Below are 12,512 nucleotides of genomic sequence, written 5' to 3' on the forward strand. Positions count from 1 at the left end.
GTGAAACCAGCCCAACCGTTGCGATACGCTCGGCGGGCCACCGATCAGTCGATCGGGCGGTTTCCGCTCCACTAACCGGGGATTGAGGTGCTGCAGTGACAACACCAGCGCAGGACGCGCCGTTGGTGTTTCCCTCTGTTGCTTTCCGTCCGGTTCGTCTATTGGTGATCAGCCTTGGACTCACCGCGGTTGCCACTGTGGTCGCCGGACTCTTCGGTCACCTGATGGTCGGAGTGTTTCTTGGCATCGGGCTGCTGCTCGGTTTGCTCAACGCCCTGTTGGTCCGGCGTTCGGTGGAGTCGATCACCGGCCGGGACCACCCGCTGAAAAGGTCGATGGCCCTCAACTCGGCCTCTCGAGTCGCGGTCATTACCATCATGGCGCTGATCATCGCGTATATTTTCCGGCCGGCCGGACTTGGCGTGGTGTTCGGGTTGGCGCTCTTCCAGCTGCTGCTGGTGGCATCCACGGCACTGCCGGTCTGGAAGAAGCTGCGTACCGGGGACTTTGCGGCCGACGATGCGCAGAACCAGCCCGTCGGCTCGGATAGTGGCGTTTTCAAGGGATCGGAAGGGAGTACCGCCAGCGATGACTGAGTCGATCCTGGCCGCCCAGATTGAGGTCGGCGAGCACCACACCGCGACCTGGCTGGGCATGACCGTCAACACCGACACGGTGCTGTCGACGGCGATCGCCGCGCTCATCGTGCTCGCGTTGGCGTTCTACCTGCGCTCGAAGGTCACCTCGACCGCGGTGCCCGGTGGGGTGCAGCTGTTCTTCGAAGCGATCACCATCCAGATGCGCGGCCAGATAGAAAGCGCAATCGGGATGCGGATCGCGCCCTTCGTGCTGCCGCTCGCGGTGACCATCTTCGTCTTCATCTTGATCTCGAACTGGCTGTCGGTCCTCCCGGTGCAGTACACCGACGAACACGGGCAGGCCACCGAGTTGCTCAAGCCCGCCGCCGCAGACATCAACTACGTGCTGGCGCTGGCGCTGTTCGTCTTCGTCTGCTACCACGCGGCCGGTATCTGGCGTCGCGGCATTGTCGGCCACCCCATCAAGCTGCTCAAGGGGCACGTGGCAATCCTGGCGCCGATCAACCTCGTCGAAGAAATCGCCAAGCCGATCTCGCTGTCGCTGCGTCTTTTCGGCAATATCTTTGCCGGCGGCATTTTGGTCGCGCTCATCGCGCTCTTCCCGCCCTACATCATGTGGGCGCCGAATGCGATCTGGAAGTCCTTCGACTTGTTCGTCGGCGCGATTCAGGCCTTCATTTTCGCGCTGCTGACGATCTTGTACTTCAGCCAAGCGATGGAGCTAGAAGAGGACCACCACTAAAACTGCGAGAAACTGCCTAGAAAATCCCGACCCAATACCAGTACTGGAACCTGGTAAACCGCTACCAGAGTTATCAAGGAGGATAAAGTAATGGACCCCACTATCGTTGCCGGCGCCCTCATCGGCGGTGGACTGATCATGGCTGGTGGCGCGATCGGCGCCGGTATCGGTGACGGTATCGCCGGTAACGCTCTGATCTCCGGCGTTGCCCGCCAACCTGAGGCGCAGGGACGGCTGTTCACGCCGTTCTTCATCACCGTCGGTCTGGTTGAGGCCGCCTACTTTATCAACCTGGCGTTTATGGCGCTGTTCGTCTTCGCCACGCCCGTTAAGTAATTCGGCAGCTGTAACCGTTGAAATGGTTGTGATGGGTAGTAATGGATGACGTGAACTCTATTGTCCTGGCTGCGGGCCAGGCAGCAGAGGAAGGCGGCACAAACAACTTCCTCGTTCCCAACGGGACGTTTTTCTTCGTGCTGGCCATTTTCTTGGTGGTGCTTGCGGTCATCGGCACATTTGTCGTACCGCCGATCCTGAAGGTGTTGCGTGAACGCGACGCGATGGTTGCCAAGACGCTGGCCGACAACAAGAAATCGGCCGAGCAGTTCGCGGCCGCCCAGGCCGACTACGAGAAAGCCATGGCCGAGGGTCGGGTACAGGCGTCGTCCTATCGCGACAACGCCCGGGCCGAGGGTCGTAAGGTCGTCGAGGATGCGCGTGCCCACGCTGAACAGGAAGTGGCATCGACATTGCAGCAGGCCAACGAGCAACTGAAGCGCGAGAGGGACGCTGTGGAACTGGATTTGCGTGCCAACGTGGGAGCGATGTCGGCGACGCTGGCCAACCGGATCGTCGGTGTCGACGTGACTACCCCAGCCGCGGCGGGGTAGCAAACCATGTCGACATTCATCGGACAGCTGGTTGGTTTCGCGGCCATCGTTTTTCTGGTGTGGCGTTACGTGGTGCCGCCGGTGCGGCGCATGATGGCAGCGCGCCAGGACACGGTTCGCCAGCAATTGGCAGACGCGGCTACCGCCGCCGTGCGGCTCACGGAGTCGACCACCGCGCACAGTAAGGCGGTGGAGGCCGCCAAGGCGGAGGCGGTGCAGGTCGTCGCAGAGGCCAAGGAAGATGCCAAGCGCATCACGGCGCAGATGCAGACCCAGGCGGGTGTCGAAGCCGAACGGATCAAGGTCCAAGGGTCTCGTCAGGTCGAGCTGCTCCGGACTCAGCTGACCCGTCAGCTGCGATTGGAGCTGGGCCACGAATCAGTCCGCCAGGCAAGCGAATTGGTGCGCAACCACGTTTCCGACCCAGGGCAGCAGGCGGCCACGGTCGACCGCTTCCTCGACGAGCTCGACGCGATGGCGCCGGCAGCGGCGGAAGTCGAGCGTCCGGTGGCGGCCAAGATGCGGTGGGCCAGCCGGCGGGCGCTGGGCAGCTTGGTCGACAAGTTCGCCGGTTTGGCCAAGGGCCTGGACAATGCGGCGCTTTCGGCTCTCGCCAGCGACCTCGTGTCGGTAGCCCAACTTCTCCAACGCGAAGTCATCGTCACCCGCTACCTCACGGTGCCCGCCGAAGACGCAGCACCCAGGATTCGGCTGTTGGAGCGGCTGATATCCGGCCAGGTCGGCAATCCCGCGCTGGATATCCTGCGAGCCGCCGTCACGGAGCGGTGGTCGGCAAGCTCGGATCTGATCGACGCGATCGAGCACGTGTCTCGGCAGGCCCTACTGGAAGTCGCCCAGCGTGACGGACAGGTCGACGAGGTCGAGGACCAGCTGTTCCGGTTCTCCCGCATCTTGGACGCGCAACCGCGCCTTTCCATCCTGCTCGGCGACTATGTGGTTCCGGCCGAGGGCCGAGTTGGATTGCTGCGCAAAGTCCTCGACAGCGCGGGCAGCGTCAATCCGATTGCCGTCGCATTGCTGTCTCAGACGGTCGAACTCCTGCGAGGTCAGCCGGCCGAGGACGCGGCGCTGCTGCTGGCCGAGGTGGCCGTGGCCCGCCGCGGGGAGGTTGTCGCACAAGTCAGCGCGGCCGCCGAGCTCAGCGATGCACAGCGCACCCGCGTTACTGAGGTGCTGAGTCGCATCTACGGTCACCCCGTGACTGTGCAGCTTCAAACGGATCCCACCTTGTTGGGGGGTCTGTCGATTGCCGTGGGTGACGAAGTGATCGACGGAACGCTCTCGTCGCGTTTGACCGCTGCCGAGGCTCAGTTGCCTGATTGATGACGAAGCCCGACTGAACACGAACTAGCCAGCACAACCCAAAAGTAGGAAGACAGCAGCCATGGCCGAGTTGACAATCTCCGCTAATGACATTCAGAGCGCGATCGAAGAGTACGTAGGCTCCTTCACCTCGGATACCTCCCGGGAGGAAGTCGGCACCGTTGTCGACGCCGGGGACGGTATCGCGCACGTCGAAGGTTTACCGTCCGTGATGACTCAGGAGCTGCTCGAGTTCCCCGGCGGTGTGCTCGGCGTGGCCCTCAACCTCGACGAACACAGTGTTGGCGCGGTGATCCTGGGTAACTTCGAAAACATCGAAGAAGGCCAGCAGGTCAAGCGCACCGGCGAAGTCTTGTCGGTTCCCGTCGGCGACGCGTTCTTGGGCCGGGTGATCAACCCGCTCGGTCAGCCGATTGATGGCCGCGGAGACATCGAGGCCGAGACGCGGCGCGCCCTCGAGCTGCAGGCGCCGTCGGTGGTCCAGCGTCAAAGCGTCAAGGAGCCGCTGCAGACCGGTATCAAGGCGATCGACGCCATGACCCCGATCGGCCGCGGTCAGCGCCAGCTGATCATCGGCGACCGCAAGACCGGCAAGACCGCGGTCTGCGTCGACACCATCCTCAACCAGCGCCAGAACTGGGAGATCGGTGATCCCAAGAAGCAGGTGCGCTGCGTATACGTGGCCGTCGGGCAGAAGGGCACCACGATCGCTTCGGTGCGGCGCGCCCTGGAAGAGGGCGGCGCGATGGACTACACGACCATCGTCGCGGCGCCCGCGTCCGACTCCGCCGGCTTCAAATGGCTTGCCCCATACACTGGTTCGGCTGTCGCTCAGCACTGGATGTACGACTGTAAGCACGTCCTGATCGTCTTCGACGACCTGACCAAGCAGGCTGAGGCATACCGGGCGATCTCGCTGCTGCTGCGCCGTCCGCCTGGCCGTGAGGCATATCCGGGCGACGTGTTCTATCTGCACTCGCGGCTCCTGGAGCGCTGCGCGAAGCTGTCCGACGAACTCGGTGGCGGCTCGTTGACCGGTCTTCCGATCATCGAGACCAAGGCCAACGACATTTCGGCCTACATCCCCACCAACGTCATTTCGATCACCGACGGCCAGTGCTTCCTCGAGACCGACCTGTTCAACCAGGGCGTTCGCCCGGCCATCAACGTCGGTGTCTCGGTGTCCCGCGTCGGTGGTGCGGCCCAGATCAAGGCAATGAAAGAGGTGGCGGGAAGCCTCCGTCTGGATCTGTCGCAGTACCGTGAGCTGGAAGCCTTCGCCGCTTTCGCTTCCGACCTGGACGCCACGTCGAAGGCGCAGCTGGACCGCGGCGCCCGGCTGGTGGAGCTGCTCAAGCAGCCGCAGTACCAGCCGATGCCGGTCGAAGAGCAGGTCATCTCCATCTTCCTGGGTACCGGCGGTCACCTGGACTCGGTGCCCGTCGAGGACGTCCGGCGCTTCGAAACCGAACTGCTGGATCACATTCGGGCCTCCGAAGAGAACCTGCTGAGCACCATTCGCGACACGCAGAAGCTCACTGAGGAGACCGAGGAAGCCCTGACCAAGGTGATCAACCACTTCAAGAAGGGCTTCGCGTCGTCCACTGGTGAATCGGTGGTCCCCGACGAGCATGTCGAGGCCATGGATGAGGAAGATCTGGGCAAAGAATCGGTGAAGGTCAAGAAGCCCGCGCCGCAGAAGAAGAAATAGCACACGTAGGTATATGAGATGGCTGCCACACTTCGCGAACTGCGTGGACGGATCCGCTCGGCCGGATCGATCAAGAAGATCACCAAGGCTCAGGAGCTGATCGCGACGTCGCGCATCGCCAGGGCGCAGGCTCGACTCGAGTCCGCCCGGCCTTACGCCGACCAGATCACACAGATGCTCACCACTTTGGCCGCCGACGCCGCTCTGGAACATCCGTTGCTGGTCGAGCATCCCCAGCCGAAGCGGGCGGGGGTCTTGGTGGTGTCGTCTGACCGCGGTCTTTGCGGTGCGTACAACGCCAATGTCTTCCGGCGGTCCGAGGAGCTCTTCTCGCTGCTGCGTGACGAGGGCAAGCAACCGGTTCTCTATGTTGTGGGCCGCAAGGCGTTGGCGTACTACACCTTCCGCAATTGGGACATCGCCCAATCGTGGACGGGTTTCTCCGAGCAGCCCAAGTACGAGAACGCCGCGGAGATCGCTTCCACCCTGGTAGATGCGTTCATGCTGGGTGCTGGCGAAGGCGAGGACCTGCAGACCAACAACGAGCAGAGCGTCGACGAACTGCACATTGTGTTTACCGAGTTCAAATCGATGTTGTCGCAGTCGACGGAGGCCCGCCGGATGGCGCCCATGGTCGTGGAATATGTCGAGGAAACCGGCCCGCGGACGCTGTACTCATTTGAACCGGATGGGACCACGCTGTTCGAGTCTCTTTTGCCGAGGTATCTGACTACCCGCGTGTATGCGGCAATGCTCGAATCCGCGGCGTCGGAGCTAGCGTCGCGTCAGCGGGCGATGAAGTCGGCGACCGATAACGCCGACGACCTGATCAAGGCGCTGACACTGATGGCAAACCGGGAGCGCCAGGCCCAGATCACCCAGGAGATTAGCGAAATCGTCGGTGGCGCAAACGCGCTGGCGGACGCTCGCTAGACAGGCCCACGAGGAAGCGGAAAGATATGACTGTTACAGCCGAAAAGACTGACAAGTCTGCAAGTTCAGAGACCAGCGGCCGCGTGGTGCGGGTCACCGGGCCCGTCGTCGACGTCGAGTTCCCCCGCGGGTCCGTTCCCGAGCTGTTCAACGCTCTGCACGCAAAGATCGACTTCGGGTCGCTCGCGAAGACCCTCACGTTGGAGGTGGCGCAGCACCTCGGCGACAGCTTGGTGCGCACGATTTCGTTGCAGCCCACCGACGGCCTGGTCCGTGGTACGGAGGTCACTGACACGGGGCGGCCGATCTCGGTTCCGGTTGGTGAAAGCGTCAAGGGGCACGTTTTCAACGCGCTCGGGGACTGCTTGGACGAACCCGGCTACGGAGAAGACTTCGAGCACTGGTCGATTCACCGCAAGCCGCCGGCCTTCGAGGACCTCGAGCCCCGCACCGAGATGCTGGAGACCGGCCTGAAGGTCGTCGACCTGCTGACTCCGTATGTGCGTGGTGGCAAGATCGCGCTGTTCGGTGGTGCCGGCGTGGGCAAGACGGTGCTGATCCAGGAGATGATCAACCGTATCGCCCGCAACTTCGGTGGTACTTCGGTGTTCGCCGGCGTGGGGGAGCGCACCCGTGAGGGCAACGACCTGTGGGTCGAGCTCCAGGAAGCCAACGTGCTCAAGGACACCGCGCTGGTGTTCGGCCAGATGGACGAGCCGCCCGGCACCCGTATGCGGGTTGCGCTGTCCGCGCTGACCATGGCGGAGTGGTTCCGCGATGAGGCCGGCCAGGACGTGCTGCTGTTCATCGACAACATCTTCCGGTTCACCCAGGCCGGCTCGGAGGTGTCCACACTGCTGGGCCGCATGCCGTCAGCCGTGGGGTACCAGCCCACGCTGGCTGACGAGATGGGCGAGCTGCAGGAGCGAATCACTTCGACGCGGGGACGCTCGATTACGTCGATGCAGGCCGTCTATGTGCCCGCTGACGACTACACCGACCCGGCGCCGGCCACCACGTTCGCGCACCTGGACGCCACCACCGAGCTCTCGCGTGCGGTGTTCTCCAAGGGCATCTTCCCCGCGGTGGACCCGCTGGCATCCAGCTCGACCATCCTGGACCCCGGTGTGGTTGGTGACGAGCACTATCGGGTGGCGCAGGAAGTCATCCGAATCCTGCAGCGCTACAAGGACCTTCAGGACATCATCGCGATTCTGGGTATCGACGAGCTGTCCGAAGAGGACAAGCAGCTGGTCAACCGGGCCCGCCGGATCGAGCGGTTCCTGTCCCAGAACATGATGGCGGCCGAGCAGTTCACTGGTCAGCCGGGTTCGACGGTGCCGGTCAAGGAGACCATCGAAGCGTTTGACCGGTTGTGCAAGGGCGAGTTCGACCACGTGCCCGAGCAGGCGTTCTTCCTCATCGGTGGGCTCGACGACTTGGCTAAGAAGGCCGAGAGCCTCGGCGCCAAACTGTAGTGGCTGGTCTCCTGCTAAGTCGAAAGGTGGTGTGACATGGCCGAATTGAACGTCGAGATCGTTGCTGTTGATCGGAAGATCTGGTCGGGCGCGGGAACGTTTCTTTTCACCCGCACTACCGTCGGTGAGATCGGAATTCTGCCGAACCATATCCCGTTGGTGGCCCAGTTGGTCGACGACGCGATGGTGCGCGTTGAACGCGATGGCGACAAGGATCTGCGGATCGCAGTGGACGGTGGCTTCATGTCGGTGACCGACGCCGGGGTCAGCATTCTGGCTGAATCCGCGGAGTTCGAGTCCGAGATCGATGAGGCTGTGGCCAGGCAGGACTCCGAATCCGACGATCCCCGTACCGCCGCCAGGGGTCGCGCTAGATTGCGCGCCGTCGGCGCGATCGACTAACAGCCTGGTGAGCGCGCCCATGGTTGGCATGGTCGTGCTGGTTGTCCTGTTGGGTATGGCGGTGCTTGCCCTGAGCTACCGGTTATGGAAGCTGCGCCAGGGCGGCACCGCCGGGATAATGCGTGATATCCCGGCTATCGGAGGACACGGGTGGCGTCACGGCGTCATCCGCTACCACGGCGGCGAGGCGCGGTTCTACCGCTTGTCGAGTTTGCGCTTATGGCCGGATCGGCGGCTCAGCCGACGAGGTGTCGAGATCATCGCTCGGCGGGGACCCCGCGGCGACGAGTACGACATCATGACCGACAAGATCGTGGTTCTCGAACTGCGCGACAGCACCCAGGACCGCAGACCCGGCTCCGAACTCGCGCTCGATCAGGGTGCGTTGACCGCATTTCTGTCTTGGCTCGAGTCTCGTCCTTCGCCTCGTGCCCAAAAGCGGAGCCGCTGACGGCTCTCGTTCGCGCGGTGAGTAGCGGCCCGAACAGTGGCTGCTCGACGCACCGGTCGGCAGTTCCTGTTGGAGCGCTTAGCTTCTGATCTATCCGGCGCTGGGCCTGTTGCCGCCCGGTCGCCACAGCACGTCGCCGTCCGGGTTGGCGGCTCGCGCCAGAATAAACAGCAGATCCGAGAGCCGGTTCAGATATTTCGCGGGCAGCGCACTGACGCCTTCGGGGTCCGCTTCGACAGCGGCCCAGGCTGACCTCTCGGCCCGCCGTGCGACTGTCCGGGCGACGTGCAGCAGTGCGGACAAAGGCGAACCACCCGGCAGCACAAAGGAATTCAAGGCGGGCAGGGTCTCGTTATATTTGTCACACCAGCCCTCGAGCCGTTCGATGTAGGACTCGGTGATGCGCAGCGCAGCGTGCTCTGGCTGGTCTTGGGAGCGTTTCAGCGGTGTAGACAGGTCCGCGCCGGCGTCGAACAAGTCGTTTTGGAGCTGCCGCAACACGTCGGCGAGTTGTGGATCGGGGCTGCCCATCGCGACTGCGACGCCGATCGCGGAGTTGGCTTCGTCACAGTCTGCGTAGGCCACCAGGCGCGGATCGTTCTTGGAAACCCTGGAGAAGTCACTCAATCCTGTCGTTCCGTCGTCGCCGGTCCGGGTGTAGATACGGGTCAGATGGATCGCCATGATCAAACGGTACCCGGATGACTTACCTGGTTGACTGACAAGCTGATAGCGCTTCACTAGACTGACGCGGGTGGCGGAGCGATTCGTGGTCACCGGTGGGAACCGGTTGTCAGGCGAAGTCGCTGTTGGGGGCGCTAAAAACAGTGTGCTCAAGCTCATGGCAGCGACGCTGCTGGCCGAGGGAACCAGCACAATCACCAACTGCCCCGACATCCTCGATGTGCCGCTGATGGCAGAGGTGTTGCGCGGGCTCGGCGCCACCGTCGAACTCGACGGAGATGTGGCCCGCATTACCTCGCCCGACGAGCCGAAATACGACGCAGACTTCGCGGCGGTGCGGCAGTTTCGGGCTTCCGTATGTGTACTCGGACCCCTGGTTGGACGATGTAAACGGGCCAAGGTTGCGCTGCCGGGCGGAGATGCGATCGGGTCCCGGCCGTTGGACATGCACCAGGCTGGCCTGCGTCAACTGGGGGCGCAGTGCAATATCGAGCATGGGTGTGTGGTGGCCCAGGCAGACACCCTGCGCGGCGCGGAGATTCAGCTGGAATTCCCCTCGGTCGGGGCTACCGAGAACATCTTGATGGCCGCGGTGGTCGCCGAGGGCGTGACGACCATCCACAATGCGGCGCGCGAGCCCGATGTGGTTGACCTGTGCACGATGCTCAATCAGATGGGGGCGCAGATCGAGGGTGCCGGCTCGCCGACGATGACGATTACCGGCGTTCCCCGGCTACACCCGACCGAGCACCGCGTGATTGGCGACCGCATCGTCGCCGCTACCTGGGGTATCGCTGCGGCGATGACCCGTGGCGACATCACCGTGACGGGTATCGATCCATCGCATCTGCAGCTGGTTTTGCACAAGTTGTACGACGCCGGTGCCACCGTTACGCAGACCGACGACAGTTTTCGCATCGTGCAGTACGAGCGGCCCAAGGCTGTCAATGTCGCGACCTTGCCGTTTCCGGGGTTTCCGACCGATTTGCAGCCAATGGCGATCGCACTGGCGTCGATCGCCGACGGCACGTCGATGATCACCGAGAACGTGTTCGAGGCCAGGTTCCGATTCGTCGAAGAGATGATCAGGCTGGGAGCGGATGCCCGCACCGACGGACACCATGCCGTGGTGCGTGGTCTGCCTCAGTTGTCGAGCGCTCCAGTCTGGTGTTCCGACATCCGCGCCGGCGCCGGTTTGGTGTTGGCGGGCTTGGTCGCTGACGGCGATACCGAGGTTCACGACGTGTTCCACATCGACCGTGGCTACCCACTTTTCGTCGAGTACCTGGGGATTTTGGGAGCGGAGATTGAGCGGGTACAGTAGCCAAGGCCAAGCTCGAAGGCACGGACTTCACTGAGAAGATCGAAAATCCGAGTTTGACTTTTCCGCCGGATCTGTATTAAGCTAGCAGGGTTGCCCCGAAGAGGGGCGAGTGCAAGTAAGAAATGTTGTTTGAGAACTCAATAGTGTGTTTGGTGTTATGTTTTGTTGTTGTTTTTTTGACTACACCTTATCACTCCCGTGTGAGGGCGTAGTCGTTTTTTTAGATGCCAGTTGTTTAGATGCCAGTTGTTTAGATGCCAGTTGATTGGCGTCTTGTGAGGTATCTCTGATTGTGAATTCACCTCGTTATCGAGGGGTTTTTGTTTGGAGAGTTTGATCCTGGCTCAGGACGAACGCTGGCGGCGTGCTTAACACATGCAAGTCGAACGGAAAGGTCTCTTCGGAGACACTCGAGTGGCGAACGGGTGAGTAACACGTGGGCGATCTGCCCTGCACTTCGGGATAAGCCTGGGAAACTGGGTCTAATACCGGATAGGACCACGGGATTCATGTCCTGTGGTGGAAAGCTTTTGCGGTGTGGGATGGGCCCGCGGCCTATCAGCTTGTTGGTGGGGTAACGGCCTACCAAGGCGACGACGGGTAGCCGGCCTGAGAGGGTGTCCGGCCACACTGGGACTGAGATACGGCCCAGACTCCTACGGGAGGCAGCAGTGGGGAATATTGCACAATGGGCGCAAGCCTGATGCAGCGACGCCGCGTGGGGGATGACGGCCTTCGGGTTGTAAACCTCTTTCACCATCGACGAAGGTTCGGGTTTTCTCGGATTGACGGTAGATGGAGAAGAAGCACCGGCCAACTACGTGCCAGCAGCCGCGGTAATACGTAGGGTGCGAGCGTTGTCCGGAATTACTGGGCGTAAAGAGCTCGTAGGTGGTTTGTCGCGTTGTTCGTGAAATCTCACGGCTTAACTGTGAGCGTGCGGGCGATACGGGCAGACTAGAGTACTGCAGGGGAGACTGGAATTCCTGGTGTAGCGGTGGAATGCGCAGATATCAGGAGGAACACCGGTGGCGAAGGCGGGTCTCTGGGCAGTAACTGACGCTGAGGAGCGAAAGCGTGGGGAGCGAACAGGATTAGATACCCTGGTAGTCCACGCCGTAAACGGTGGGTACTAGGTGTGGGTTTCCTTCCTTGGGATCCGTGCCGTAGCTAACGCATTAAGTACCCCGCCTGGGGAGTACGGCCGCAAGGCTAAAACTCAAAGGAATTGACGGGGGCCCGCACAAGCGGCGGAGCATGTGGATTAATTCGATGCGACGCGAAGAACCTTACCTGGGTTTGACATGCACAGGACTCGTCTAGAGATAGGCGTTCCCTTGTGGCCTGTGTGCAGGTGGTGCATGGCTGTCGTCAGCTCGTGTCGTGAGATGTTGGGTTAAGTCCCGCAACGAGCGCAACCCTTGTCTCATGTTGCCAGCACGTAATGGTGGGGACTCGTGAGAGACTGCCGGGGTCAACTCGGAGGAAGGTGGGGATGACGTCAAGTCATCATGCCCCTTATGCCCAGGGCTTCACACATGCTACAATGGCCGGTACAAAGGGCTGCGATGCCGCGAGGTTAAGCGAATCCTTTAAAGCCGGTCTCAGTTCGGATCGGGGTCTGCAACTCGACCCCGTGAAGTCGGAGTCGCTAGTAATCGCAGATCAGCAACGCTGCGGTGAATACGTTCCCGGGCCTTGTACACACCGCCCGTCACGTCATGAAAGTCGGTAACACCCGAAGCCAGTGGCCTAACCCTTTGGGAGGGAGCTGTCGAAGGTGGGATCGGCGATTGGGACGAAGTCGTAACAAGGTAGCCGTACCGGAAGGTGCGGCTGGATCACCTCCTTTCTAAGGAGCACCACGAGAAACACTCCAATTGATGGGGTGTAAGCCGTGAGGGGTTCTCGTCTGCAGTGGACGGAAGCCGGGTGCACAACAACAAGCAAGCCA

General features: G+C 61.9%; 12 protein-coding genes and 1 rRNA gene. 12 read left to right on the forward strand and 1 reads right to left on the reverse strand.

Annotated elements, in window-relative coordinates; all coding sequences use genetic code 11:
* Positions 1–95 precede the first annotated feature (95 nt).
* From MPSD_RS08740 to MPSD_RS08785, 10 genes are all read left to right on the forward strand, one after another.
* Entirely contained in the window at positions 96–596 is a 501-nt protein-coding gene (locus MPSD_RS08740; RefSeq protein ID WP_020788147.1) for an ATP synthase subunit I, read from the forward strand.
* Positions 589–1,341: a F0F1 ATP synthase subunit A gene (atpB, locus tag MPSD_RS08745; protein WP_020788146.1), complete on the forward strand. Its 753-nt coding sequence runs from the start codon at positions 589–591 to the stop codon at positions 1,339–1,341. Before MPSD_RS08740 ends, atpB begins: the two co-directional genes overlap by 8 nt.
* 90 nt (positions 1,342–1,431) lie before the next feature.
* Complete coding sequence (locus MPSD_RS08750; protein WP_020788145.1) at positions 1,432–1,677, forward strand: F0F1 ATP synthase subunit C; 246 nt, start codon at positions 1,432–1,434, stop codon at positions 1,675–1,677.
* 41 nt (positions 1,678–1,718) lie between these two features.
* A complete protein-coding gene (locus MPSD_RS08755) occupies positions 1,719–2,231 on the forward strand; it encodes a F0F1 ATP synthase subunit B (RefSeq protein WP_020788144.1) in 513 nt (170 codons plus the stop codon).
* Between the two features lie 6 nt (positions 2,232–2,237).
* Complete coding sequence (locus MPSD_RS08760; RefSeq protein ID WP_020788143.1) at positions 2,238–3,575, forward strand: F0F1 ATP synthase subunit B/delta; 1,338 nt, start codon at positions 2,238–2,240, stop codon at positions 3,573–3,575.
* Positions 3,576–3,636: 61 nt separating this feature from the next.
* The gene (gene atpA, locus MPSD_RS08765; protein WP_020788142.1) at positions 3,637–5,286 is read left to right on the forward strand and encodes a F0F1 ATP synthase subunit alpha; all 1,650 of its coding nucleotides are present in this window, start codon (positions 3,637–3,639) and stop codon (positions 5,284–5,286) included.
* An 18-nt stretch (positions 5,287–5,304) separates the two neighbouring features.
* The gene (locus MPSD_RS08770; RefSeq protein WP_086085110.1) at positions 5,305–6,219 is read left to right on the forward strand and encodes a F0F1 ATP synthase subunit gamma; all 915 of its coding nucleotides are present in this window, start codon (positions 5,305–5,307) and stop codon (positions 6,217–6,219) included.
* Between the two features lie 26 nt (positions 6,220–6,245).
* On the forward strand, positions 6,246–7,697 hold the full coding sequence (gene atpD, locus MPSD_RS08775; protein ID WP_011741624.1) for a F0F1 ATP synthase subunit beta: 1,452 nt from the start codon (positions 6,246–6,248) through the stop codon (positions 7,695–7,697).
* 36 nt (positions 7,698–7,733) lie between these two features.
* Positions 7,734–8,099, forward strand: coding sequence for a F0F1 ATP synthase subunit epsilon (locus MPSD_RS08780; protein WP_012395670.1), 366 nt, complete (start codon positions 7,734–7,736; stop codon positions 8,097–8,099).
* Between the two features lie 7 nt (positions 8,100–8,106).
* Positions 8,107–8,550, forward strand: a complete 444-nt coding sequence (locus MPSD_RS08785; RefSeq protein ID WP_086085109.1) for a DUF2550 domain-containing protein — start codon at positions 8,107–8,109, stop codon at positions 8,548–8,550.
* Positions 8,551–8,640: 90 nt separating this feature from the next.
* Here the strand turns inward: MPSD_RS08785 and MPSD_RS08790 are convergent, their stop codons facing one another.
* A complete protein-coding gene (locus tag MPSD_RS08790; protein WP_020788139.1) occupies positions 8,641–9,234 on the reverse strand; it encodes a cob(I)yrinic acid a,c-diamide adenosyltransferase in 594 nt (197 codons plus the stop codon).
* A 70-nt stretch (positions 9,235–9,304) separates the two neighbouring features.
* On the opposite strand from MPSD_RS08790, the gene murA reads away from it, so the two are divergent.
* On the forward strand, positions 9,305–10,558 hold the full coding sequence (gene murA / locus MPSD_RS08795) for a UDP-N-acetylglucosamine 1-carboxyvinyltransferase (protein WP_012395668.1): 1,254 nt from the start codon (positions 9,305–9,307) through the stop codon (positions 10,556–10,558).
* A 321-nt stretch (positions 10,559–10,879) separates the two neighbouring features.
* A 16S ribosomal RNA gene (locus MPSD_RS08800) occupies positions 10,880–12,410 on the forward strand.
* Positions 12,411–12,512 lie beyond the last annotated feature (102 nt).

This window comes from Mycobacterium pseudoshottsii JCM 15466 (assembly GCF_003584745.1).
Lineage (GTDB): Bacteria > Actinomycetota > Actinomycetes > Mycobacteriales > Mycobacteriaceae > Mycobacterium > Mycobacterium marinum.